This window comes from Halomonas cupida, assembly GCF_900142755.1.
Taxonomy (GTDB): domain Bacteria; phylum Pseudomonadota; class Gammaproteobacteria; order Pseudomonadales; family Halomonadaceae; genus Halomonas; species Halomonas cupida.
On record NZ_FRCA01000007.1, the window covers coordinates 91,667 to 116,358 of the forward strand.

The window sequence follows — 24,692 nt, forward strand, 5'->3', positions numbered from 1 at the left end:
AGGTGCTGAAGAAGTACGTACTGAAAACTCATCGGTTACACTGATTTCAGGGTACACCAGTCACAGCGGAAACCGCGTATACAGGTGGTATCGTGATAGTCATCTATGGAATCAAGGAACACCTGAACCCCATCAAGGCCCAACTTTCTGACATCATTCACGAATGCATGCAGTCGGTGCTGGGAATGCCGGAGGACAAGAGAGCCCATCGATTCATTCCTCTTGCAGCGGAAGATTTCTACTACCCTGGTGGCCGCACCCCCGCCTATACCGTCATCGAGATCAACATGATGCAGGGACGCTCTCCGGATACTCAGAAAGCTCTGATCAAGGCACTGTTCAGCAAGATCGAGTCAGATATAGGTATTGCACCTATTGATGTGGAAGTAACCATCAAGGAACAACCCGCGCACTGCTGGGGATTTCGCGGATTAACCGGTGACGAGGCTCGGGATCTCGCCTACTCGATCAATGTGTAGCACCTCAGCCATCAGGTGAACGATCTAGCCACGTGCACGGCTCCACCAGTGCATTGCCGGTATCACTCCTTCGCCGTCTTTGACGCTGCCATCGGCAGCGACGTGACCGTTGCCGAGATACGTAAGCAGCCATTTGACGCCTCCATGCCGGCTAACTAGCTTGAGGACACGCCGAAAAATCACAAGAAATGCCGATGGAGGCTGTCATGAACTTCACCTTGCGGCGGCACCGCCAGAACCCAGACCGGTATCTGGCGGGTGTCGCCCTGCTTGCTCTCCCTCTCATGGTTTCATCCGCTCAAGCGCAATCCTCCTCGTCACCGGAGACGATACCTCGCCTGGAGTCCACGCAATGCGTCACCGACGCGCTCAAGGAGCTGGGCGCGGACTGCTACACCTTCTACGGCTACGAGAACTGGGACGAGCCTGGCGACAACCTGATCCAGCTTCCGGTGGCAGTGCTGGAACCGGAATCCGCCGAGGCCGAGGATGTACCGGTGTTCTTCTTCCCCGGTGGGCCGGGCTATTCATCACTGGGCAACCAGGCCTATATCGAGCAGTTACTCAAGGACGTCGGCAATCGTACCCTGGTGACGATGGATCACAGGGGCTATATCCATGCCGAACCTGCACTGGAGTGCCCGGATTACGCGGATGTCTCGCCCTATCACAACATCATCCATACGCCTGCGATCACGTCCTCGCTCAAGCCGATGGAGCGCCTGGAGACGATCACCAGCGAGGTGGAGAACTGCTATAACAAGCTCACCGAGGAAGGCATCGACGTGGCGCAGTACAACCAGTACACGGTGTCGCGGGATGTCGACGAGATACGCAAGCTGCTGGAATACGACCAGATCGATGCCTTCGGCTCCTCCACCGGTAGCGGTACCGTGGTCTCGTTCATCCAGTACTACCCGGACAGCGTGCGCAGCGCAATTCTCGGCTGGCCCTGGTTCAGTCATCTACGCAACCGGCCTCCGGTCGACGAGTTCTACACCGCCAAGCAGACCTTCACCGACACTCTGGCCCGTTGTGTTGCCGATGACGAAGCCTGCCGTGACCTCTTGCCCAACTGGCTGCTGGCGATCGATCAGGCCCGCCGTAGCCTGGATTCCAGACCCTACATCGTCGATGTCGAAGATGCCGACGGCAATAGCGATACGCTCTACTTCGATGGTGCGGCCTTCCTCGACACTCTCTACCTGATGCTGCCTTCTGCCTATACGGAGCTGCCCAGCCTTGTGGCCGACATCAAGGCCGGCGACTACACGCGACTCAACGATTTCTTCCTGATCGACGACTATGCCGCCGAGTCCGAAGCGCCTAACTATGCGCTCGGTTATTTCCTGTCGCATGTCTGCGGCGATATGGGCAGCAACCGTCCTTCCCGGGCGGACTCCCTCGCCGCCGTGCAGCGTGAACCGGCCATCCTCGGCTTCGAACCGCCCTGGGTGTGCGGCTGGTGGGGCAAGGACGGCGATGTTCCCGCTGAGCACAATGATCCCCCGGTATCCGATACCCCGGCGCTGGCCATCCACGGCCAGATGGATCCGTGCTGTGGCCCCCGCTGGAGCGACCATCTGCGTGAAACCATGCCCAACGTCCAGGCAGTCAAGTTTCAGGGACTGGGCCACAACCCCGTGAACGAATGTCGCTCGACGATGATTCAGGCCTTTCTCGACGACCCCATGGCCACCGTCGACGCCAGTTGCCGCAACGAGGTGGAACTGGAGCCTTGGGTCATCGAACCACCGCAGTAACCAAGCCCCATTTCGTCAGCCCCTTCCATTCCCTTACCCAAGGCCCGCGATGCGGGCCTTTTCATTTCACGCCTCAGGAACCATGCACAAATGTCTGCGAGAAAGAACCGCTGCGTTGCGCGTACTGGTGCGCCATTCTCATTGCCATCAGCATGTGCCGGACCTGTGATCGCGACAGTCCGACCATCACCTCATGAGCACCGCGCTGTCAGATCACAGTCCTTCTTCAAGCAACTGGGGGGCAAAGTAGGTCATGATCAGGTCAGCACCGGCACGCCGCATCGAGCCTAGCGTTTCACGTACCACTGCCGATTCGTCGATGACACCTTGTTCGGCAGCAAACTTGATCATCGCGTATTCACCACTGACCTGATACGCCGCCAGCGGCAGCAGGCTGTTACGGCGGATATCCGCCATGATGTCGAGATAGGCCAGTGCCGGCTTGACCATCAGCAGATCGGCCCCTTCTGCCTCATCCATCAACGACTCGCGCAAGGCTTCCCGACGATTCATCGGGTCCATCTGATAGGTCTTGCGATCGCCCTTGAGTTCGGTGCCCGCGGCTTCGCGGAAGGGCCCATACAGGGCAGAAGCCAGCTTGGTGGAATAGGCCATGATGGGTATATCGTCGAAGCCAGCAGCATCCAGCGCCTGGCGAATCGCCGCGACCTGGCCGTCCTGAGCGGCAGAAGGCGCAATGATGTCGGCTCCGGCCCTCGCTGCCGCCACTGCCTGAATCCCCAGATTATTGATGGTCAGGTCGTTATCTACAGTATTGCCCTTGAGAATGCCGCAATGCCCGTGGCTGGTGTACTCGCAGAAACAGATATCCGGAATCACCACCATATCCGGCGCAGCTTCCTTGATGGTGCGCACCATGCGTGAAACGAGACCATTCTCGTCCATCGCATCGCTGCCATGCTCATCCTTATGATGCGAAATACCGAACGGCATGATGCTTCTGAGCCCCAGCTGGCTCAGGCGGCGCGCTTCGTCGGCCAGCTTGCTTTCTGGCACCCTGGATTGCCCAGGCATACCGGCAATTGGCGTGAATTCATCGCAGTCTTCTTCCACAAAGATCGGGTATACCAGATGCTCTGCGCGCAAGGTTGTTTCTCGCACGATATCGCGCAGCGCTTCACTCCGGCGTAAACGGCGCAGGCGAGCCTGGGGGAATTGAGCAGGCATACAACACTCCTTCAATGATCGGGCGATTGACAACACCTTGATGACGGCCGACCAGTATATATTAACCCGGCATGCTTTTATGTTGGGTGAATGGCGACACAGGGACGTGTCGCCGTCGGCCATCAGGCTGACGCGAGGCCGCACCACACCAGCAGATCCGTGCATCTTCGCCAGTGTGGTGCGGGCGACAATCAAATCGATCAGGATGAGCTGTTTGATTGCCATGTTAATCAAGCTAAGGAAGACGCCGAGATGAGTGCTCAAGGTTCGGCGTAGACATGTTACTTCCTCCATTTCGCTGGCCATGAGAGGTATTCAGCTCAAGGGCAACAAAATGGAGGGAGTAACAATCATGACGGGACTGTCAGGATGTCGGAGACGTTGCAGGCACTGGTCCAGCACGGCCCTCAGGCCGCGGGCAAGTAAATGCGATCCCCTGGAAAGAGCATGTTGGGGTCGATGATATGGTCCAGGTTGAGCATCACGACCTGTTCGACATCCCGCCCTTGGTGGACTGCGATCCCTCCCAGGGTCTGATCAGGTTCCACAATGACCACAGGATATCGTCCTTCCAGGAGAGGATTGATGCGTCCGCCATCCTCTGCGACGCCAGGTTGCTCACCGATATCTTCTACCACGGCCAGGTCAGACACTTCCTCGGCTCCAGGCTGCTCATCGAGCACAGGAGTCGCATTCTCGCGCTCACCATCGACCACAGGTACCGTGGAGGGAGAGAAGTCGGAGGGCACATAGCCGGGAAGCTCATCATCGATATCTTCCGGCTCCTCCGACATATGCTCATTGGCAAACTTCACTCCCGCCATGACGGAGCCCGGAATCATGGTGCCACTGAAGCCGATGATCGTGGCAACATCCCGCTTTTGCATTTTCATGAGGTCGCCGATGAAGGGAACTTTGGTGGATACTGGGGCCCCCAGTCTGGCTCCAAGTTTCTTCCCCAGAGAAGCATCCCGAAACCATAGGCGTGTTGATGCACCTCCGACCAGAAGGTTCGACATGGAATTGTAGAGTGTCATCGGCCCCCAACCTGATGCCAGGCTAGATCCCATACCTTCAACGCTGCCCGCCACGAAAGCGGGTAATGCCCAGTCATCTGCCCATTTCATTGCTGACCTGCCTGTTACGGCTTCCTGAAAGCCCTTGGCGAGATACACAGAACTACCGAAAGCAAAGACTCCGTCCTTGCCAGCATCCAATCCACCGAGGGGGCTATCAGGGATGAGGAAACTAATTCCTCCACCCTCGTTAGTGACATAATTGCCAAATGTCCCTGCAGTATTGATGGTGAATGTAACAAACTCGATGCCACGCAGCGTTCTCCCGAGGCCGGTATGAACCGCTGTCGCGTCGGGGGCCATCGAACGCGTCAACAAACTGGCTCCCCGAACACCTGATGCCAGGGCGTTCAAGGGCATTGATATCTGAGGAGGCCCTGACAGCGACAAACCTGCACCAAGAGCTCCCGCACTCAACAACAAGGTACGGATCGCGTTTTCATGGCTTCGCGCCGATAACCAGGTACCGTTACTGCCGTTATAGAGGGCGAAGTCGTGGGGTTCGGCTTTATAGCCTTGCTTATCAGGGTTGATCGCCCTACCAAGTTGGTTAGCCGACTTGTCGGTCACCAGCACATAGACTTCACCGTCGAAATGTTCGCTATGCAGTACCCGGCCATTTCCATGGAGCTGGACGGTCTGACGGCCGGTGTCACTACGAGTCATGGTAAAAGTGACCGGCTCCATAGGCCCTTTCGGTCCTTTGCTACGATCAACATTATTCTTGTTGATATGCCCACTCTCGCCCACAAACCCGCCACGCCGTACTTTCCCTTCGTGTAACACAAAACCACTGGCCCCCAATCGTTCTGGTTGAACGAAGTGCACATGATGCCCCGGTGGCAAGGCACCATCCACCGAGGCCTGATTCAAGACATTCAGATCATTGAGTCGATACAGACGAGACATCTTTTCCGGCGGAGTGGCGTCACCATGCCGAGAAAACAACTTGTCCGGGATGAGTGGACCGGCAGGCTGCGAATCTGGGCGCGAAGCTCTCAACGACTTTGCGCTCATGCCGACACCAAAGATGCCGCTGCCCAATCCCGCCAGAGCATCAGCTCTTTCCAGCCCCGTCATGTCATCCCAGTTCGTCAGGATGCTGTAACCGGAATAGCCCATCAACGGGATGCCGACCCCCATCGCGGCCCGGTCGAGGCCTTTCGCTGTATTGAACGCAAGGTTATTCACAGTTAGCTGGTCAGCAGCCTCTCGGTATACGGAGTTCTGACTCGTGAGCTTTTGCGAGGTATTGACGGCACCGATACTGGTTCTCGCTGACACACCGACCGGTGTTCCTGTCCGAGCCAGTCCAGCAAATCGGAAAGCACTGGCTCCCATCGGCAACACAGAGGTCACCAGCATCGCCCCTTGCATGAGGCCTTCGGTGCTGGCCAGCGGCCGGCCATACTCATGCATTTCATGCAGGTTATGAGCGCTGCGGGCGCCAAAGTAGGCGCCTCCGGCGAAGGCTATCGGTGCCGCTATCGGTGCCAGCGGGGGAATAAAAGAGGCCACCGTGGCAATACCGGTACCAATGCCGATGACAGGATCCAGCCATTCTTCAGTGAAGCTCAGCTCCCTGGCCTGCAGCCACTCGTATCTGACGTCGCCAGAAGCATCGGTCAGCCGGTTGAGGTCCTCCGGGGCATAGATATGGCCACTGTCGGACAGGTAATTGTTGTGGCGGTAATCATCAAAGTTACGGTACTTGCTGCCGCTCTCATCGACCAGCCAGGTCTTGCCATCCTGATCCTCGAATCTGAACAGTGCGGTATCACGCACCCCTTCACTGCTGTCGCGATAGAGAAGCGGGATGATGTCGACCTCGGCATCATCACCAGCGATATCGCGGATCTGGTCGATCACCGGATCCACCACATCCGAATTCACATCCTCCGATGCTCCCCCACCTAGCGCTTGATTGATCCGCTGCCGAGCGTCCTCGTCGTCCATGGATAGCGTAGCCGGCAGGCCATCCAGGCGCCCTTCGATGGCTTCCTCAGCCACTTCGGGATTCTCTTCGAAGAAGCGATTTTGTTGATCCTGCCACTGTTCCGGATCAAGACGATCCGCCAGCGACTCGTCACGCAGGAAGTCGTTCCATCTGCCCGCTTCATCCAGCTGCTCACCGACTGCTTCAGTGCTTGTCAGTGCCTGACGCAAGTCGGATACGCTAGTTTGCAGCCCGGTACTCCCTGTGAGAGGTACATCACCTGTAGCCAGACCATTACCGTCGAGCCCTGCCTCGGTGAGGCCGATCTGTGTCGAAAGCAACGCCGTCTGGGTTTCTACCTGGTCACGCCTTGCCTGCGTCAGCGCACCGTGGGTGCCATTGGCGTCGAGATAGGCATCTTCCATCTGCCACGCGGCTGTGACCTCTCCTTCATGTTCGATCGAGTAGGTGTCATCGACCAGCTTCCAGGTCGACGGCCTCGCCGAGCGATAATCTGCTTCTTCCAGTGCCAGTTGCGATTCTTCGATGCCGGCCCGGGTCGACGCCAGATCGTTGCTGGTGGTGTTCAACTCCTGAAGTGCCATCGCCACATCGGGGTGCACCCAGCGCTGTTCGCCTTCCAGCGTCACCAGTACCGGCGTCACATCTTCATCAAAAGTATCGGTCAGCTTTTCCGTCGTGCCGCTGCCATGCTCTTCCAATGCGTCATTGCTCGCGGTTTCAGCAGTGTTGACCTCCTGCTGCACATCCTTCAATGGATCTCCCTTGTCGCCTGCATGCTCTGCCCACCAGTCGGCCCACTGCTGATCGAGCTCCTGTTCGGCCTCCGTGCGTCCCTCCTGGGTCTCGCCAGGGGCATAGGTCAGCTGGAATTCATAAGGGTCATCTCGATCTTCGTAGCGGTTCCTTAGCCACAGCTGGCCATTCTCGTCGACGAAGTATTCTTTTCCCTCTCCATTCAAGTCACCGGTTGGCTTGGGGAGCGTTTGATTGCCATACGTTTCCCACTCGGTAAAGCCATCGGGGTCGAGATGCTCCGGTTGCTGCTCGCCGTACAGCTCTCTGGCCCGCGCGAGGATATCCTCACCGTCGTTCAGCGCATTACGCGCCGCGACCAGTTCGCGCTGTGCTTCGGCCACTTCTGGATGAACCCAACGCATCTCACCATCGATCTCGACCTGTTCGGCGTCCTCGCCGCCCGGCACCACCGAGCCCTCGCCATGCTCGTCGATGGCATCGTCGAGTGCCTGTTCCCGATCAGGATTGGCATCCTCGAGCGCCGCCGCAGTCCCGCGATCCTGCTCGATGCCTATTTCAGTGAGCGTACGCTCTGCATCGGCAAGCTCCCGAGAGACCTGCACCAGGCTGCCATCCCCGCTATAACGGATGTCTTTCCAGCTCGCCCAGTCCTCATCGAATTGCTGCTGGGTTTCAGTGCGTGTCGGTGATTCACTGCTGCCAGGTTCATAGGTCAGCGGGACTTCCAGGGGCTCATCCCAGTTCTCGTAGGTATTGACAAGGTAGAGCTGACCATCGCGCTCGACGACCTGCTGATCCTGCAAGGCGCCACTGGGGTCTTCATTCGGAGGTCCTGACCGGTTCGGTGTGACTTTGGTGAAACCCTCAGACTTGAAGTAATCGGGGTGTCGGTCGCGCACATCCTCGAGCATGCGTGTTTCAAGGTCTGGATTGATGTCCCGCTCCTGAGCGAAATCCTGCCAGGCCTGGTTGGCATCACGCTGTGCCTGAGTCAGGTCTTCGGGCTCCTCGCCTGGCGCATAGGTGAGCGGCTTCTCTACCTCATTCCTGTCGTAGCCTTCGCCATAGGTATTGACGACATAGAGCTGGCCATCGCGCTCGACAACCCTGGTATCCGTCAACTCGCCCGTCTCTGGAGCGTAATTTCCTCGTCCCTGAGGTTCTTTCGTGTAACCGTCAGGATCGAAATACTTGGGGTTGGCTTCGCGGAAAGCAGCCAGTGCATCGTCCTGCAACTGCCCTGGCTCGTCACCGACTTTCAGCTCATGCCACTGTTGATTGAGTTCCTGCTGGGCTTCCGACAATCCATTGGCATTCTCGGCAGGATCCCGCGTCAGCGGAGTCGGAACAAGCAAGGGCTCATCACGATCCGCATAGACATTGCGCAGGTATAGCTGCCCATCCTTTTCCACGACGGACTGGTACAGTAGTTCTCCCGTATGCTCCGTTTCCTTGATGGAATTTTGCGGACCTCTCTCGGTAACATCCTCGAAACCGTCTTTCTGGAAATACTTCTCGAAGCGTTCGTCGTTGGCATAGATCTCGAGGGCGTCTTCCTTGAGCCCGTTGGCTTCCTCCTGCAGGCCCCGGTACTCTTCCTGCAGATCGAGATAGTCGATCCAGGTATTGGCGTTTTCCAGGCGTTCCTGAGCTTCTGCCAGGCTTCCCTCAGGCTTCTGAGGGTCCCAGCGCAGGCCATGGGGAGCGATCAACTCATTGATCCGCTCGCTTACATTGTCCATGGTCGCTTCATTATCCGGATCCAGCGCATAGACATTGACCTGTTCCTGATGTTGCCAGGCCTCTGCCTGTGCCTGAGTCAGGGCAACACGCGCAGTCTCCGCCGCCTCAAGAGGCTCGACCAGGCCTGGGTCCACCCAGACCCATTTGCCGTCATACTGCATCGGGACCCAGGCCTCACCATTGGAAGTTTCCTCGTCTGGCGGGATACCCAGGGGATCACTGTCGCTGGTGTTTTCACCCTCCTTGATGACATCGCTCTCATCACCATCCTCACCGACGATCTCATCGATGGCACTCTGAACGGCCTCTTCTTTATCCCCAAGGTCGGTTTTCAGGTCCTCGATATCCTTGATCTTGCCGTCATCGGTGCGATCCACCAGCATTTCCTCGATGACCGCCTGGAGCACCTTGTCCTCTTGCGAATCATCGGGATTGAGCTTGAGCACCTCCTCCGCTAGAGATTGCTCCTCCGTACCCCGGGCAATAGTGAATTCCTTGCCATCCTCGTCGCGGCGCAAGGTCAGATCGCCATCTGGCGGGGTGATCAGGGTATAACCGTTGTCCGTGACTTCTGTGGTTGTCTTGCCATCGGCATCCACACGGGTCGTCGTCTCACGGCCATCCGGCTCGCTGACCGTTTGTGTGGTACTGCCATCACGATTCTCGGTACGTCGAGTCTCGTTGCCATTGGTGTCGGTCACCACCGACGTGGTGGCCCCAGAGGGACCTGCCTCATGGCTGACGACCTCATCTCCACTGTCTTCAGTCGTAATGCGTGTCGTCGAGGTAATGGCTGGACCTTCCCCCTCGGTCCCCGTTTCGTATTCGTAACCAGCGGCCTCGACCTGGGCGACCACCTGCTCGGGGGACAGCCCCTGGGCTTCGGCAATTTCCTCGATGCTCTGGCCGTCGGCAACACCTTCGACGATGTCGTTGATTCCCTCGCGAGTGGTGTCCTGCTCGGGTTTCAACTCAGTGCGCCGACCTTGTTCATCGATCACCGCGGTGGTGGTCTCGCCATCGGCATCGGTGATTTCCTCGACGACGACACCATCCTGCTGCTCGGTGCTCTCGTGTTTGGCAACCGTGTCACCGCTTTCCGGGTCGCTGATCTCGGTAGTGCTTTCCTGGCCGTCATCGGACTCAGTGATATCGACGTCGAGGCCATCCGCTTCGAGCTGTTCGAGGATCTCCTCGCGGCTGATCTCATAGTCGTCGGCGACCTGATCAATGCTTTTACCATCGGCGATATCCGAGGCAATGGCCTCAGCATCATCGGCGCTGAGACCATTGCCATTGTCGGTCCCTGGGTTATCGACCTGGGTGACGTCAAATGTTGGCCCCTGACCGCTGGTGTCGAGGAGCGGGTACTGGGTCTGGAAGGGATCATTGTCCAGATAAGGGAGGTTGGTCTGCTGGGCCAGCAACGGTTGTGAGTAACTGGGCGAATAGACGCCCAGCCCCTCGCCATTATTCAAAGGCGGCTGATAGTGGAAGACCGGCGCCTGGAAACCTGCATTCCAGGCAGGCTCAGCATCAAAGGCCGGGGTGTATCTCGGCGTAGGAGGTGGCGTAGGAGGTGACGGAGGGGGGCTCTGGATCCTGCTGAAAATCGCCGAGCCGAGGATCGAGGAAAACGTATCCGCGGCGTCGGGCCGGAACAGTTGATGGACACTGCGTACCAGATTGATCAAAGCACTTCTCCTTCCTGGTCCCGAGGGGCGAAGGCCATCGACCATCAGTCATCGGTCGAGCAAGGCCTTCCCTGCCTCAGGGATGGGGCTCTGAATCAATCTAGACCTACAGACAGGAAAAAGTGAAAGATTTACTCCTTTTTCATTAAGTTTTTTCTACACAAGCAATTCCCCATGCCACGGCGAACTCCCGGACAAGGAAAAACCTCACATTCATGCCGGAAATATAGTTACGCGCACGCACCCATGCAGAAAAAAACTTCGATCAAGCGACACAATCCAGTTAACACAGCAATCGCACCACACCATTGACAGAACATAGCGCCATACCCGAGCCCGATAGGTATCAGGCAACACTCCGGATACCGAGACCACGCAGGCATTGGGTACGTTGCGAATACGGGCTCCTGCCTTTCTCTGGTGCGATTCCTGCTATGTGGTTTGCGCCGGACTATTCGCTTCACACTGGTTACGGTTCAGTCCACAGACCGGCATAACAGAGCAATGGTCCTGGCCACAGAAACTGAGTGCAACACCTGACCACCCAGGTCAGTCTTGTCCAAGGCGCAAGCATGAGACAGATCGATCGATTGATGGAGCGCTCTCCCTCGACCATCAGTCGAGAGATACGACGCAACCAGGAGCGCGGTAGACGTTACGCTGCGCATTCTGGGCACGGTCAGCGCCCAACTCGGCTGAGCCAGGCGCTGCGAACCAAAAGTCAATAACGTCTCCCGTTATTCACATGACAATCAAACAGCCCATCCTGATTGATTTGATTTTCGTCGGCACGTCCCTGTGCCGCGATTAACCCAACATGAAAGCATGCCAGGTTAACAACTCGCCAAAATTCATGGCTAATTTGTCACCCGCTCCAAAGAAGCGTTCTCTGCATCGTCCTTTTGCATATTTTCCATCGCTGCTTGCCACATGGGAATGGCTTTAAATGACGTCACCATATCGTAATCCAGGCCAACTTGCTCAGCCCCCGGATCCATGGCGTCTGTTCCCGGGCGGCTCTGGAACCATTTCATCCAGGCTTCCGATCCCGGTTCATTCAGGACCAGGGCTTTTGCACCCGAGCCCGGTGCATTCGATGTTCTGGGCGGGTAAGTCGTTGAAGGCAGCAAGAAGGACTTCTGTTGATATTGCGCACTACTATGACACCCCAGGCAACCGGCAGAGGCCAGGCCTTCAGGGTAATAATGGCTACCTGCCCATGCAGGCGTAACCACTGCACCGTCGTTGGGCCCCGAAAGACGTCCGTCCCAACCTAGCGTCGCTGTCGCATACGCTGGAGAGTCAGGATTGATCCAGTTCTGCTCCAGGTCTGTGTTCACCGTCACTGGAGGCGTCAAGGCTGAACTGGATGTGTTGACGATATTCGGATCATTGCCCCAGGTGGCACCCAACGGGATCATTTTATCCCAGGCATCATCTCCCTGTGCACTCTTGTCATAGACTAACGTTGAGAATACCCAACCCGTTTCAGGAGCAGCCTGACTATCCTTGACAATAATATCAAACTGCATCAGGTAAACATTGGTCAGAGCGGGATCAGTTGGAGAACCTTCCGAGCCGTTGTTGGGACAGTTTGAAGCCTGAGGATTATTTCCCGACCCATTGCTTTCATTCAAGGTTGAGTAAATAGGCCAGGACACTGTGCCGTCCATTGGCGCCCAGTCAGCACCACATGTCGTCACAAAAGCGAACTTGACAATAACGCTACCCTCGGCATATTGCGCATCCGCGGTATTCAAGTTTGGATTATGAGCACTTTCAAGCGTGGTTCCCCATATATTTCCCAACGTGGCCGCGGCCGCTTCGTCGTATAGCGTCAATACATAGGTTGTGAAATCGAGATCTTGCTCAGGCAAGGTTCCGGCAGGAAAGCCTGAGCCAACATAAAATCCATGGATCGGCTCACGCTCTGAGCCCAACCAGATAGACTCCCACCAGGGCGCTTCGCTTGGATTCCATTGCTCATAGTTATAAAGCAACTGCCGCATATCGTCTGAAACGTACTGCTTCAACGCATCAACATATTCCAGCGAATTTTCAGTCGTAATACGGCCGTTATTGGTGACCTCCTTCCAGGGCAGCGTTGGTGTTGACGGCGGGTCTTCCGGATAGTCATGTCTCAGTTGAAACAAAGGCCCTGAATAAACATCCTGTGGTGGGTCGGGTAATGCAGAGTTGATAAAAGGGTGAATGGGAGAGTCCGCCAGCTTCAAATTCTGCGCCGTCATGGTCAAGAACGGGGCTTCGCTGGCGATGTCCTCGTCATGAGTCGCCTCCTCCGATGCCCAAATACCGGGCGAAGCTGCAGCCATGACGAAAGAAGCGATCCCTAATGCATGCTTTTTCATAGTTATCTCCTTCAGTTCCACCTGCTGGGGATTTCCCGGATCCGCTGCGTTCGGTCCGGGACGGGGCGGGTCGATGAGAACATCGATCGGATACTGCCCCGGGTGCACCGCACACCTTCGAAGCGAATGCAGAAGGCCCTGGCGGTAGCAGCGTCCTACGCGGAAGCAACGGCATGCCGACGCACCCTAGTACAAAACTATTATTAATTTAGTACTTATTGACCATAGTAGTTCGACTCTACTTAGGCCATTTTCCTTAAGGAAGCGCTGCTACTGGAGTACGAGAATGCCAAGGCCAGCATCCGCGCCACGGTCGGGCCCCTGTTTCATGTCATCAAGAACGTCTTCGGCTATCGAACGGTGCGCTACCAGGGGCTAGCCAGGAGCAGGCGCAGCGATTCAGCCTGTTGGGATCGGCCATTCTGGTGCTGGGGACGCGATGCGAGGGCCGAGTTGATGAGACAAGTACGTCCTGAAGCAGCCCTGCCAGCCGGCAACCTCGCCCGGCAGGGAAACCAACAACTCGAATAGGTCGGAACATGGCCGCTGCAACATTGAATCAGCAGCGCTGAGCGCATCAACCGTCCAGCGATGAATTGCTCAGCGGCTCCTTGCAGAGCTCGGAGAAGACCATGGAGTAGATCACAGTGTCCTGACGCAGGATTGGGGGCCTGGTGCCGGGGTTTGGTATTAAGGGCCCGGTATCGGGACCAGTTATTCCAGATCCGATGGTTGAGGATCTCCACGGCCCTCTCGGTTCCACTCTCGGGCCAGAGTGGCGTAAATATACTCATCGCCCCAGACGCCGTTGAAGAGGTCGTTTTCCATCAGGTGGGCTTCGCGACGCAGCCCCAGTCGCTCCACGACACCAACGGACCCCTGGTTCTGTGTATCGAGTCGGGCGAATATCCGATGAAATCCCAGGTCGTTGAAGCCCAGGTCAATCATTGCCGATACGGCCTCCGTGGCATATCCCCTGCCGGTAAAGCCCGGATGGAAGATATAACCGACCTCTGCCTGACAGGCTTCCTTGCTGGCCAGCTTCAACAGCACTTCACCGACGATATCCTCGCTCTCGTTGGCTACCGCTAGATGAAGGGCATCGCCATCCTTGGCAAACGCACCGCCAAGGGTGTTGTCGAACTGTGCTTGTAGTGCATTGCCTTCAGGAGGGCTGGTATAGAGGTACTGATAGACCTCAGGTCGCGAGTGATAGTCTGCGTAGGATGGGAAGTCGTCTGCCACGAAGCGCCGCAGGGTCAGCCGCCGGGTCTTCACAGGCAAGGGGAGAAGTGTGATGTCCATATCCAATTCCTCGTACAGGAGATATCGCGTTCACGAGGCTATAGTGCCTCCGTCAGGAATGAGGCGCAAAGATCTCGACCATCTCCTCTCGCCGCGTTCTACGCCGGGCGCGTCCCCCTTTAGAAATGATCAACCTGGAGAATCCGCTGTGTTTCCCGTATCCATCAAAGGTGTGTTGCTGCTCCCATCCAACGAAGTGGTGCTGGCACTCAATGATCGCGACGAATGGGAGTTGCCGGGTGGCCGTATCGAGCTTGCAGAGAGCTCCGAGGAAGGCCTGGAACGGGAGTTCAAGGAGGAGCTTGGCGTCGATGTCCGCGCCCGGGACATCATTGATAGTTATCTGTTCGAGGTAATTGCCGACCGGCACGTCTTCATTGTCACCTATGGATGCCACCTGTCCGGCCCCTTCCATCCCGTGGTAAGCCATGAGCACAGCCGGATCGAGACCTTTCCCGTGGACAACCTCCCGAGCAATCTACCCGCCGGCTACGCAAGATCCATTCGGGCATGGCACCAGAAACTGGCCAAGCGCCAATAAAGTCGGATGACTGAGCTATATTGCCAGCGACTATTTTTAAAACAGAATCATCTTTCACCACAGAATCATCTTTCACCACAGAATCGTCTTTCACAACAGGATCATCACCATGAAGGCACAGCAGCGTGAAGAGCTTCTTCAGACCCTGCAGGAGCGCTTCGACAAGCATAAGGAACGGCATCAGGACCTTGACTGGGACAAGGTGCTGGAAAGGCTGACGGGCAAGACCGCCAAACTGAAAGCGCTGCACGAGATGGAGCGCACCGGTGGTGAGCCGGATGTGGTGGGACATGACCCGAAGACCGGTGAATACCTGTTCATCGACTGCTCGGCGGAGAGCCCCAGCGGACGCCGCAGCCTGTGTTTCGACCGCGAGGCGCTGGAGGCACGCAAGAAGTACAAGCCGGAGAACTGCGCCCTCGATGTCGCGGCGGAAATCGGCATCGAGATACTGACAGAAGCCCAGTACCGCGATCTTCAGCAACTCGGTGTCTTCGATGCCAAGACATCAAGCTGGATCGCCACCCCCGACGAGATCCGCAAGCGCGGCGGCGCCCTGTTCTGCGACTACCGCTACGGCGCGGTCTTCACCTATCACAATGGCGCCGACTCCTACTATGGCGCACGCGGCTTCCGGGGCCTGTTGCGCGTGTAGGCCATCGCGCATCTCGACGCGCCCTCAAGTAACCGGATGGCAGCACTGACGCCAACAGCAGGAGACACAGAATGAGCACTCTGATTCTCACCACCTTCGATTGGGTACCCGAGCTGCCACGGGGCTTTGTACGTGACCTGCGAATACGTTGGGCACTGGAGGAAGCCGGGTTACCCTACCGCGTCGAGAGCGTGCCGTTCAACGAACGCAGTGCCAAGCACCTGTCGCATCAGCCCTTCGGCCAGGTGCCGTGGTTGATCGATGGCGACCTCTCGATCTTCGAGAGCGGCGCTATCCTGCTGCATCTGGGGAGTCTCAGTGACACCCTTCTGCCCGCCGATCCGCTCCATCGTAGCAAGGCGATTGAGTGGCTGTTCGCCGCCCTCAATTCCGTGGAGATGGCCAGCCTGCCCTGGGCGCTACTGAACTTCTCGGGTGATAACGGTGATACACCGGCGTGGAAGTTTCTGGACGATTTTCTCAAACTACGGCTGGAACGCCTGGAGCCGGTGCTCGCCCAACACGAATGGCTTGCCGACACCTTCTCCATCGCCGACATTGTCATGGTGGATGTGCTGCGCCTTGTCGACCGCTTCGACGGACTGCAAGCCTCCCCCGCCTGCCGCCATTATATCGCCCGCGCCGTCGCTCGCCCGGCCTTCGTGAAAGCACATGCTGACCAGATGGCGCATTTCGCCGCAGCGGACTGATGCGACTGAGCACGAGAACCAAAGCCCATAGAGATACAGAGAAGGAAGCTCATGAATCAGGAACAACTCAAGGCGCTATTCGATCAGCAGGCCTCGAATTACAACACTCAGTGGACAAGAATGGCGCCCATCAATGATGGGCTGTACTTCCTTCTTGAGTCCGTTTTCGCCGAACTTCCAGCGGATGCTCGAATGTTATGTGTTGGAGCTGGGACAGGCAGGGAACTGCTCCATCTCGCCAGCCGGTTTCCAGGCTGGCACTTCACCGCCGTTGAGCCTTCGGGTCCGATGCTCGACGTTTGCAGACAATCTGCCGAAGCAGCATCGATAACATCACGCTGCTCCTTCCATGAAGGATATCTCGACTCGCTCCCTGAAGTGCCGCGCTTTGATGCCGCGACCAGCTTGCTGGTTTCCCAGTTCATTCTGGACAGGGACTCTCGTTCGGCATTCTTCAAGGAGATTGCTGCCAGACTCAAACCGAGCGGCATACTGGCTAACGCCGACTTGGCATCAGACACCAGCTCCGAAGAATATCCATTACTGCTGGAAGTATGGCAACGCGTCATGTCCGGAGCCAATCTGTCCGCCGAGGACCTGAGCAGGATAATGGAGGCTTATGCCAAGGATGTCGCCATTCTTCCGCCCACCGAAACCGCAACTATCATCCAGGCTGGCGGCTTTGCGACACCGGTTCAGTTCTTCCAATCCGGGGTGATCCACGCCTGGTTCGCCAAGCGCAATTCCGAGAGTATCTGCTGATGACAGACAAGGTTGTGATCCTGGTCGATAAGCTGCGCCAGGATAAAGGCAAGCATGTCGAGGTGTATGGTGTCCCCAGCCTTACCGCCAATTCACTGATTAAAGCCGCCAGCAAGTTCAACCCTATCGACGCAGAACTGCTGTTGAACTGACACCCACCAACCGGCTCCCGACAGCTCCTTCACTCAAGCTCTCTTTATCAGTGTTGGCATGCTTCCCACATCGGAAACGGCGTCTATCATGGGGCAAGGAGGCTTTAGCGACAACCTTTCCAACGCGCCCACGGCCTCGTCTCAGGGGCACAGATGCGGTGGGCATGGGAGTCCCGAAATGAACACAAACGACCAACGCCCTGCAGTGAGCGTGGCACACATCGTACTGCAGACTGACCGGATGGAAGCATCCGCCGAGTTCATGCGCACCATTGGCATGCGGCCCATCTTTGATGGGCCCAAGATATCCGTCTACGAGTTGCGTGGGGGCACGCACCTGATCCTGATGCAGGATGACAGCGTCACAGCAGGTGACGCGGCCTTCGACCTCATGGTGGATGACCTGCACGAGATGCATCAGCGACTGACGTCACAGGGACTTGCGACCTCCCCCATCGAGCCGCGCCCGGAAATCGACCATGAGACCTTTACCGTCCGCGAGCCCGCTGGACATGTCATCACGTTCTTTTCCAGTCACGTGTCCAGCAAGCCCGTATAACAAGCCCGTATAATGCGAGGTGCCTCAGTGCTCAAACACATCGGCGGCGTGGAGATACAGCCCAGACACCGAGCCTGTTGCCACTGCGGCCTGGTGGAACTGGAGCTTGACCTGCCCGATGGCCTCATGGACCTGAAGAGATGCAACTGCTCGATCTGCAGGCGCAAGGGCGCCGTCATGGGCTATGTGCCATTGGATGGCCTACGTATCCTCAAGGGCACCGAGCACCTCAAGGCCTACCAGTTCAACAGCCAGGTGGCGGAGCACTACTTCTGCTCCAATTGCGGCATCTACACCCACCACAAGACCCGCTCGACCCCGCACCAGTACGGATTCAATGTCGGGTGCCTCGATGGTATCAACCCCTTTGCCATCGAGAACGTGCCCACCAGCGATGGGACAAACCACCCAGCGGATCGATAGCTCAAGGCATATTCGACCAACAGGCAGCATCAGTTCATGTATGGTTTGCCAAGCGTACTTACGAGAGTGTCGGATGATGAAAAGAAACGTTGTGATCCTGGTCGATGTGCAGAATGTGTACTACACCACCCGCCAGGCCTTTCGCCGCAACTTCGACTACAACCGATTCTGGTCGGGGGTCGCCGCGGACTACAACATCGTCAAGGCTATCGCCTATGCCATTGATCGTGGCGACAGGAAGCAATACGAGTTCCAGAATATCCTGCGCGCCATCGGCTTTGAGGTGAAGCTCAAGCCCTTTATCCAACGGGCCGACGGCTCTGCCAAGGGCGACTGGGACGTTGGCATCACCATTGATGCACTCGAGTACGCCGATAACGCGGACAGCCTGATACTCGTCACCGGCGACGGAGATTTTGCACTGCTGGTCGACAAGCTGAGAATCGATAAAGGCAAGCATGTCGAGGTGTACGGTGTCTCCAGCCTTACCGCAAACTCACTGATCAAAGCCGCCAACAGGTTCATTCCCATCGACGGTGAGCTGCTGTTGAGCTGACGCCTACCAACCTTCGGACCAGCCATGCTCCATCACGGCTTCAAGGTCGGTTGCCTTGAAGGTAGCGCCCGTTTGGCATCGAGAATGTTCCCACCAGTGACAGTGCAAACCGACCAGCGGATGGGTAGCGCGGGCCTATGCTGCTGCTCCGGCTGGAAGTGAGTGGCTGCTCACCCTACAACTCCTTAACGGCCCCCTGCTACCCTTTTTTAAGACCATCTGGCCAGCCTCGTTGGCTGCAGGTTGATGAATAACTGTACCGAAAAGTGGCCATAAGCATTACTGTCTGCTAAAAGAGACATATTGGATAAATTTTGCGAGCGTTGTGAGGCTTGGAAGCTCGAAAGTCTGCATGGCTGTGGCTTGCTTGGGTGACGGCTTCCGACCCGAAGCGGCCCTTCCGGGGAAAGCGGCATGCTGTTTCAGCCGTGTTATACAGCCGGCTCGATAAACTATGCTATGCTGCCTATTTATACTTAATTTATTTTAATTTCAATGGGGTAGATCGTGAACAAAGGGCTGTATAACCCGCAGAAACGCGCCGACGGGTTCATTGAGGTTATGTAGAGGGGTGTATAATCACTGTTAGGCAAAATCAGACTGAGAAATTGAGGGAAGAAAAGTGCAAAGAAGGCTCATGCTAAGTGCAAAAGCTAAAAGGGAGCTAGCGGTACTTAGTGGCTACAAGTGCTCATTTCCTGGCTGTGAGCAAAATCTCATGCTCGACGGAGCATCATTTATCGGTCAATTGGCTTCGATTGAAGCTGTTCATTCGCATGGGCCGAGACACAACCCATCTAAAAATGAAACTTCTCTACTTGAGATTGATAACTATCTTCTACTTTGTCCAAATCACCATGTTATCGTCGATAGACAGCCAGAAATTTACTCAGCTGAATGGCTCAAAAAAGCAAGAGAAGATCATCTAAAAAATATTTCAGGTATAATTTCTTCGTCGAAAGAGTTTGCGGAAGTTAAGTTAGACGATGAGGTGGAAATATCTTTAGAGCAGGCCTTAGGGGTATGGCGAAATAACAGTGAAAATCCATCTGAAGAGGTTTGGCAAAACTTACTTAAAAAATGTCCTTCAGTGTTATCTCAGGTATTTCCTCAAAGCATGTTCCAGCTGGGTAGTAAATGCTACGTAGGTGGTAAATCCATAAGCAATTCAGGTGGTAATCTTGTTGATTTCATCTATGCAAGTAAGCTTACAGGAAACATAGTGCTAGTAGAAATCAAGACGCCAAAGACCAAGTTATTAGGGAAAAAGTATAGAGGGAATGCTTACTCTATTAGTGAAGAGTTATCCGGCTCCTTTGTTCAGGTTCTTAATTACAAAGACCAACTAATAAAAGAGTATTATAAGTTAAGCCATAATGATGGCAGTGATACCTTTAGTGCCTTTAACCCAAAGTGTCTTGTTATTGCTGGTACGTTAGAGTCAGAGCTACAAGAAGCTACGCAATATAAGTCTTTTGAGTTATTCAGGAATAGCACTACAAATGTTGAAATACTGACCTACGATGAGCTATTCCAAAAAACACAAGATATTCTGGATATGGTCAAGTAATGCCTAACAAGTGGCTGTTGCCGTACGTGCCTGCGCTGCGGCACGCCGCAAAGCCAGGCGCTATATCAGAGACGACTAAAAGGCAGCTTCTGGCCGAAACAGCAATGCTCATGCTTAGGCGCTATGGACCCAAAGCGGCCCTTACTGCGAAAGCGGCATGCTGATTCAGCCGTGTTATGCAGCCGGCACGATAATCTATATTATTTCGCCTATTTATGCTTAATTCATTTTAATTTCAATGGGGGTAGATCGTGAGTGATGGGCTGTGTAACCTGAATGAACGCGCCGCCGGGTTCATTGAAGTTATGTAGAGTGGAAAATTATAATTATTACATTTTCGGAGAGCTTATGGACAACTGGCTGTACACGGAAGTGATCAAAGAAGATGATCTTCGAGTGCCGACGTTTGCTAGGCAAAGTACAATTAATTGGATGAAGGCTCTACGCTTTGAAATAATAAACGAGCATGGAAGTTCAGCTAAAGAGCAGTTTGAATCTTGCGTTAGCCATTTTAAGGCTGCATACCCAAGGAAGTTGGCGCCTCTGAATAATAGCTATATTTTTGAGTCGTTGTACTCATCGCTTACTGGCTGCCTCGCTCTACAAACATCAGCTAAAAATGCCAGCAAAGAGTCATGGGTGCTTCCTAGTGCAATTGTTAGCTGGTATTACTCAGTATATTTTTCAGTTTTATCAATGCTTGGCTCTACGGGTCAATCTGTTGACGATAACCATGCATCTGTTTATCGAGCGTTTGGTTCAAATTTGTGCGACCAGATGCCACACCCTCTGAATATGAAAGCAGTGCATGTAAATAATGAAAAATATAACTCGTTGCTTCCGAAGTATGCATCGGCTAGTAGCTTTAGCTTAAGTAAATCGTTTCCTGAGAATGAAGATGCCGCAAAAGGCATGATTCTGGAGTATCTTTCAGGAAATGCAAAATACTACACATGGTTAGCCAAAGAGAGGGTTCTCAAAAGGGCCGACTATAGTGATTTCCGAACTAAAATCGCCAAAGAAGAGAGAAATAGGCAGCTTCCTAAAACAGTAGCATTTATGCATTGTGCATTTCGATACAGAGGAAAAGCCAACTATCGAGATGGTATATATCTTACCTATGGGAAAGCATCTGCTAATGAAACGAAAGCATTTCTTGAGGACATGAAAATAGTGTCGCAGTTTGCGTTTATTGCTGCTCTCGCGCTTGCCTATCGATCACCTCTTAATCCAGAAGTAGCTAAGTTCCTAGAAGATATAGACAAAAACCTGAAAGGTATTGATTGTATCGCTGACGAAGAGTGCTTCTGGAGGTTGTTGTGAATTAAAATATAACAATCTTAAACATTCGGAAAATTTACTCACTAAAGCTCCTAAATTTCCGCTGTTGCGGGCATTATGCAATTACGTGACTCTCCAAGAAAAAAGGTCATTATGGAAAATTTCTTAGAGTTAACTCGAGATCTATTTCTGGAATGCAACTGGGTTTATGACGTCCCACCAGATGACCGCTATGGGTACTCTTCGGTTAGGAGGTGTCTGCAGAAGTATTCAAAGGAAATGTTAGAGCTGGGAAAGAAAGAGCATTCCAAAGCTCTCGATCTGCTAGCACGATCGGCATCAATGATGTTGGCACCGAGCAGTATCAATGAACCCTTCAAAGCCTACTTTCAAGACTTTCAGGCAGGACGTAGATCAGCTCTGCCTGATGACTTTACGCAAGAAGAGCTGATCTTTTTTGAGGAAATTCTCAATGACGTCAATGAGCCATTGTTAAAGGCAAGACTCGCCGATCTGCTATGGCTGTTAAGAAAACCAAAAAAACCAGAGCATGCGAAGGTGGCAATAGATTCATATGTTTCCCAACCGATTGACGATGAAACATGGCATCGTGATGTTAACGACTGTTGGGAACGTGCTGCACGACTGTGTATACAAATCAGAGACTTTGATCGCTTGAGCGCGATCAAGAGTCAGCTGTTTTCAGGCTTTTGTTCTGAATATCCAAGAAGCAAATTTATGACGCTTTGGATAGCGGATTTATTGGATAATCTTAAAATTGATAGTGATTTTAAAGAAGATATAGCGGTTTCTCTTCACAGAAAAGCAAAAGACTTACTGGGAGATGGTGACTTCCATTCTGCCAGGTCGTACTTTGAGTTGGCTTCAAAGAAGTACCAGCAATGCGACGATGAGAATGGATGGCTGGAATCTTTAATTGCGATAGCTGAGTGTTTCGAGCTAGAAGCAGATTCGCGATCTAGCGGGAGCAATATGGTTGCTAACTCCTTCTATGAAAACGCTATACAAGCATATCGCCGCATTCCTACTAAGAATCGAGCTACTTATGGCGTCGAGGAAAAGATAATATCAATTCGTGACAAAGTAGCAGCCTCAGGAAAAGCCTCCTTAGACGAAATGGGTATAGTAAAAACCCAAGGGATCGACATTTCCGATATTGCGAAGAAATCAAGTGAGCTTGTTTCGGGGAAGCGAAGTTCAGTAGAAGCGCTAATGTATTTTACAGGATTATTTAGCGGGCCCAAATACAAGGAGCTTAGTGAAAGCGCGAAAGAAATAATGCAGAAAAGCCTGTTTGCCAGCTTATTTGGATCAAGCCATATGAGCAGAGATGGGCGTGTAATCGCAAAAACCCCTGCCATGAATTTGGGGGCTGGTGAAGATGATCCTGCTAATCAAGCAGCGCTGCGCAGGCAAATTCAGCAACAGTTTTCTATTGAAATTCAGCTTGTAGTTGAAGGTCAAGTATTGCCAGCACTTAGACAATTGCTTATGGAGCATAGGTTTACAAAAGAGCTTATGGTGGCCGCTTGTCACCACTCGCCTATAGTTCCACAAAGTCGAGAGCAGCTACTGGGATATGCGCTTTGGCTAGGTTTTGAACACGAATTTGGCGCCGCGATTCACTTGCTTTGCCCGCAAACCGAACATATTGTGCGATCACAGTTAAAGGAAGCAGGTGCCCATACGAGTAATATTGATAGGAAAGGCATTGAAAATGAGAATGGTTTAAGCACACTGATGGAGATGAAAGAAGCGCTTAAATTATTCGGCGAAGATTTAACTTTTGAGATAAAGAGCGTTTTTACAGATGCGCTTGGATTTAATTTGCGTAATGAAGTGGCCCATGGTTTGTTGGACGATAATACCTCGTCATCAATACATACCATTTACGCTTGGTGGATGATTCTTAGATTGGTTATTCGCTCAATCGTGGATGGAAATCCTAAGAGGCAATAACTAATGCACCGGACAAATTCCCCCACCGCCCTCACACCATCTATACCGCTACAACGGTACCTTCCTTCCCGACGACGTACGAGCCATGGCCGACTCTCCGGCCAGGCCCGCTATCCGCAAGGATGATGTGGCTCAGGTCGTGACGCTACGGCCCAGCAACTCCAGCATGCCCTCTGCGATTTCCTTGCCATGGGTTTCGATGGCGAAATGGCCCGAGTCGAGGAAACGTACCTCGGCGTTCGGGTTGTCGCGTTTGAATGCTTCGGCGCCTGGCGGTATGAAGAATGGGTCCTTGTCGCCCCAGATCGCCAGTGTCGGGGGCTGGTAGCGACGGAAGAACTCGTGCAGCTGCGTGTACTGCTTGACGTTCTCACCATAGTCCAGCAGCAGATCCATCTGTGCCTCGACGCCAATGCGCTCGATGGCGGCATGGGCCAACTGGTAGGTCTCTGGCGGAATCAGCGAGGTGTCGCTGACGCCTTCGATGTACTGCCACTTGATCATCTCGAAGGTGTTGAACCGGCGCAGGGATTCGCGGTTCTCAGCGGTCGGCTCGGCCCATGCCTTGCGCATGTCTGCCCAGCCCTCACTCAAGCCCTCTTCGTAGGCATTGCCGTTCTGGCTCACGATCGCGGTGATCTTCTGTGGGTGCTTCACCGCCAGACGCCAACCGACCGGAGCGCCGTAATCAAATACGTACATGGCGAAGCGATCCAGCCCGCTGGCCACGGTGAAGTCATCAATCACCGATGCCAGGTTGTCGAAGGTGTAGTTGAACTCAACACCCGGCAAGACCGTGGTCTGGCCGAAGCCAGGCAGGTCGGGAGCGATCACATGGTACTTCCGGGCCAGTTGCGGAATCAGGTCGCGAAACATGTATGACGACGCGGCGAACCCGTGCAGCAACAGCACGGCTGGTGCATCCGGTGATCCGGCTTCGCGATAGAAGACGCTGACGCCCTGGACTTCTATGGTCCTGTAATGGATCTGCACAGGATTCTCGGTGCTGTTGGCACTGGCTGCAGATGGCATTTCTCTGGTGTTCATGGTGTTCCTCGACGCTAAAGCTGGTGTGAAAACTTTAATAACCTCTATACTCAAACCAAACAGGTTACTCGAGGCTGAGCATGAGCCAGCCCTTGATAACCTGTCAAACTATTTTTTAGAGGT

At 54.3% G+C, this 24,692-nt stretch carries 20 protein-coding genes and 1 pseudogene; 16 read left to right on the plus strand and 5 right to left on the minus strand.

Going from position 1 to position 24,692, the window contains the following annotated elements:
* The first annotated feature begins 92 nt into the window (after positions 1 to 92).
* Together BUE38_RS13575 and BUE38_RS13580 are read left to right on the plus strand one after the other, a co-directional pair.
* A complete protein-coding gene (locus BUE38_RS13575) occupies positions 93 to 479 on the plus strand; it encodes a tautomerase family protein (protein ID WP_073435761.1) in 387 nt (128 codons plus the stop codon).
* Positions 480 to 685: 206 nt separating this feature from the next.
* Entirely contained in the window at positions 686 to 2,242 is a 1,557-nt protein-coding gene (locus BUE38_RS13580; protein WP_084541934.1) for an alpha/beta fold hydrolase, read from the plus strand.
* 213 nt (positions 2,243 to 2,455) lie between these two features.
* Here the strand turns inward: BUE38_RS13580 and hemB are convergent, their stop codons facing one another.
* Positions 2,456 to 3,430, minus strand: coding sequence for a porphobilinogen synthase (hemB, locus tag BUE38_RS13585; protein WP_073435762.1), 975 nt, complete (start codon positions 3,428 to 3,430; stop codon positions 2,456 to 2,458).
* 90 nt (positions 3,431 to 3,520) lie between these two features.
* On the opposite strand from hemB, the gene BUE38_RS22590 reads away from it, so the two are divergent.
* Complete coding sequence (locus BUE38_RS22590) at positions 3,521 to 3,706, plus strand: hypothetical protein (RefSeq protein ID WP_143166322.1); 186 nt, start codon at positions 3,521 to 3,523, stop codon at positions 3,704 to 3,706.
* A 131-nt stretch (positions 3,707 to 3,837) separates the two neighbouring features.
* On the opposite strand, the gene BUE38_RS13590 is transcribed toward BUE38_RS22590, so the two are convergent.
* Positions 3,838 to 10,659 carry a LysM peptidoglycan-binding domain-containing protein gene (locus BUE38_RS13590; protein ID WP_073435763.1) on the minus strand — a complete coding sequence of 2,274 codons (6,822 nt, stop codon included), beginning with the start codon at positions 10,657 to 10,659 and terminating at the stop codon, positions 3,838 to 3,840.
* A 527-nt stretch (positions 10,660 to 11,186) separates the two neighbouring features.
* On the opposite strand from BUE38_RS13590, the gene BUE38_RS23510 reads away from it, so the two are divergent.
* Positions 11,187 to 11,387, plus strand: a complete 201-nt coding sequence (locus BUE38_RS23510) for a helix-turn-helix domain-containing protein (RefSeq protein WP_371860412.1) — start codon at positions 11,187 to 11,189, stop codon at positions 11,385 to 11,387.
* 129 nt (positions 11,388 to 11,516) lie between these two features.
* Here the strand turns inward: BUE38_RS23510 and BUE38_RS13600 are convergent, their stop codons facing one another.
* The gene (locus BUE38_RS13600; RefSeq protein ID WP_234986977.1) at positions 11,517 to 13,028 is read right to left on the minus strand and encodes a hypothetical protein; all 1,512 of its coding nucleotides are present in this window, start codon (positions 13,026 to 13,028) and stop codon (positions 11,517 to 11,519) included.
* 261 nt (positions 13,029 to 13,289) lie between these two features.
* Here BUE38_RS13600 and BUE38_RS23270 point away from each other — a divergent pair.
* Positions 13,290 to 13,504: pseudogene (locus BUE38_RS23270) on the plus strand (IS5/IS1182 family transposase); the annotation flags it as partial.
* A gap of 238 nt (positions 13,505 to 13,742) precedes the next feature.
* Here BUE38_RS23270 and BUE38_RS13605 read toward each other — a convergent pair.
* A complete protein-coding gene (locus BUE38_RS13605; RefSeq protein ID WP_073435764.1) occupies positions 13,743 to 14,333 on the minus strand; it encodes a GNAT family N-acetyltransferase in 591 nt (196 codons plus the stop codon).
* A 148-nt stretch (positions 14,334 to 14,481) separates the two neighbouring features.
* Here BUE38_RS13605 and BUE38_RS13610 point away from each other — a divergent pair, with 148 nt between their 5' ends.
* From BUE38_RS13610 to BUE38_RS13655, 11 genes are all read left to right on the plus strand, one after another.
* Positions 14,482 to 14,874 carry an NUDIX hydrolase gene (locus BUE38_RS13610; protein WP_073435765.1) on the plus strand — a complete coding sequence of 131 codons (393 nt, stop codon included), beginning with the start codon at positions 14,482 to 14,484 and terminating at the stop codon, positions 14,872 to 14,874.
* 109 nt (positions 14,875 to 14,983) lie between these two features.
* The gene (locus BUE38_RS13615) at positions 14,984 to 15,529 is read left to right on the plus strand and encodes a DUF4256 domain-containing protein (RefSeq protein WP_073435766.1); all 546 of its coding nucleotides are present in this window, start codon (positions 14,984 to 14,986) and stop codon (positions 15,527 to 15,529) included.
* Between the two features lie 71 nt (positions 15,530 to 15,600).
* Complete coding sequence (locus BUE38_RS13620) at positions 15,601 to 16,239, plus strand: glutathione S-transferase family protein (protein WP_073435767.1); 639 nt, start codon at positions 15,601 to 15,603, stop codon at positions 16,237 to 16,239.
* A gap of 51 nt (positions 16,240 to 16,290) precedes the next feature.
* Positions 16,291 to 17,001, plus strand: a complete 711-nt coding sequence (locus BUE38_RS13625) for a class I SAM-dependent methyltransferase (RefSeq protein WP_073435768.1) — start codon at positions 16,291 to 16,293, stop codon at positions 16,999 to 17,001.
* Positions 17,001 to 17,153: an NYN domain-containing protein gene (locus BUE38_RS22600; protein WP_174788039.1), complete on the plus strand. Its 153-nt coding sequence runs from the start codon at positions 17,001 to 17,003 to the stop codon at positions 17,151 to 17,153. The genes BUE38_RS13625 and BUE38_RS22600 overlap by 1 nt, the downstream gene beginning before the upstream one ends.
* 178 nt (positions 17,154 to 17,331) lie before the next feature.
* Complete coding sequence (locus BUE38_RS13630; RefSeq protein ID WP_073435769.1) at positions 17,332 to 17,712, plus strand: VOC family protein; 381 nt, start codon at positions 17,332 to 17,334, stop codon at positions 17,710 to 17,712.
* A 27-nt stretch (positions 17,713 to 17,739) separates the two neighbouring features.
* Positions 17,740 to 18,135, plus strand: coding sequence for a GFA family protein (locus BUE38_RS13635; RefSeq protein WP_073435886.1), 396 nt, complete (start codon positions 17,740 to 17,742; stop codon positions 18,133 to 18,135).
* Positions 18,136 to 18,208: 73 nt separating this feature from the next.
* Positions 18,209 to 18,691: a LabA-like NYN domain-containing protein gene (locus tag BUE38_RS13640; protein ID WP_200802184.1), complete on the plus strand. Its 483-nt coding sequence runs from the start codon at positions 18,209 to 18,211 to the stop codon at positions 18,689 to 18,691.
* 637 nt (positions 18,692 to 19,328) lie between these two features.
* Entirely contained in the window at positions 19,329 to 20,261 is a 933-nt protein-coding gene (locus BUE38_RS13645) for a Shedu immune nuclease family protein (protein ID WP_073435771.1), read from the plus strand.
* Positions 20,262 to 20,609: 348 nt separating this feature from the next.
* The gene (locus BUE38_RS22605; RefSeq protein ID WP_143166324.1) at positions 20,610 to 21,584 is read left to right on the plus strand and encodes a hypothetical protein; all 975 of its coding nucleotides are present in this window, start codon (positions 20,610 to 20,612) and stop codon (positions 21,582 to 21,584) included.
* 111 nt (positions 21,585 to 21,695) lie between these two features.
* Positions 21,696 to 23,522, plus strand: a complete 1,827-nt coding sequence (locus BUE38_RS13655; protein ID WP_084541937.1) for a DUF4209 domain-containing protein — start codon at positions 21,696 to 21,698, stop codon at positions 23,520 to 23,522.
* A 132-nt stretch (positions 23,523 to 23,654) separates the two neighbouring features.
* Here BUE38_RS13655 and BUE38_RS13660 read toward each other — a convergent pair whose 3' ends face one another.
* The gene (locus tag BUE38_RS13660) at positions 23,655 to 24,569 is read right to left on the minus strand and encodes an alpha/beta fold hydrolase (protein ID WP_200802185.1); all 915 of its coding nucleotides are present in this window, start codon (positions 24,567 to 24,569) and stop codon (positions 23,655 to 23,657) included.
* Positions 24,570 to 24,692: the final 123 nt, after the last annotated feature.

Excerpts from the sequence above, each read along its gene's own strand:
- BUE38_RS13620 (WP_073435767.1), top strand. The coding sequence starts at position 15,601 with ATGAGCACTCTGATTCTCACCACCTTCGATTGGGTACCCGAGCTGCCA.
- BUE38_RS13615 (WP_073435766.1), top strand. The coding sequence starts at position 14,984 with ATGAAGGCACAGCAGCGTGAAGAGCTTCTTCAGACCCTGCAGGAGCGC.
- BUE38_RS13630 (WP_073435769.1), top strand. The coding sequence starts at position 17,332 with ATGAACACAAACGACCAACGCCCTGCAGTGAGCGTGGCACACATCGTA.
- BUE38_RS22605 (WP_143166324.1), top strand. The coding sequence starts at position 20,610 with ATGGACAACTGGCTGTACACGGAAGTGATCAAAGAAGATGATCTTCGA.
- BUE38_RS13645 (WP_073435771.1), top strand. The coding sequence starts at position 19,329 with ATGCTAAGTGCAAAAGCTAAAAGGGAGCTAGCGGTACTTAGTGGCTAC.
- BUE38_RS22600 (WP_174788039.1), top strand. The coding sequence starts at position 17,001 with ATGACAGACAAGGTTGTGATCCTGGTCGATAAGCTGCGCCAGGATAAA.
- BUE38_RS13640 (WP_200802184.1), top strand. The coding sequence starts at position 18,209 with ATGATGAAAAGAAACGTTGTGATCCTGGTCGATGTGCAGAATGTGTAC.
- BUE38_RS13625 (WP_073435768.1), top strand. The coding sequence starts at position 16,291 with ATGAATCAGGAACAACTCAAGGCGCTATTCGATCAGCAGGCCTCGAAT.
- BUE38_RS13605 (WP_073435764.1), bottom strand. The coding sequence starts at position 14,333 with ATGGACATCACACTTCTCCCCTTGCCTGTGAAGACCCGGCGGCTGACC.
- BUE38_RS22590 (WP_143166322.1), top strand. The coding sequence starts at position 3,521 with ATGGCGACACAGGGACGTGTCGCCGTCGGCCATCAGGCTGACGCGAGG.
- BUE38_RS13600 (WP_234986977.1), bottom strand. The coding sequence starts at position 13,028 with ATGAAAAAGCATGCATTAGGGATCGCTTCTTTCGTCATGGCTGCAGCT.
- BUE38_RS13655 (WP_084541937.1), top strand. The coding sequence starts at position 21,696 with ATGGAAAATTTCTTAGAGTTAACTCGAGATCTATTTCTGGAATGCAAC.
- hemB (WP_073435762.1), bottom strand. The coding sequence starts at position 3,430 with ATGCCTGCTCAATTCCCCCAGGCTCGCCTGCGCCGTTTACGCCGGAGT.
- BUE38_RS13660 (WP_200802185.1), bottom strand. The coding sequence starts at position 24,569 with ATGAACACCAGAGAAATGCCATCTGCAGCCAGTGCCAACAGCACCGAG.
- BUE38_RS13580 (WP_084541934.1), top strand. The coding sequence starts at position 686 with ATGAACTTCACCTTGCGGCGGCACCGCCAGAACCCAGACCGGTATCTG.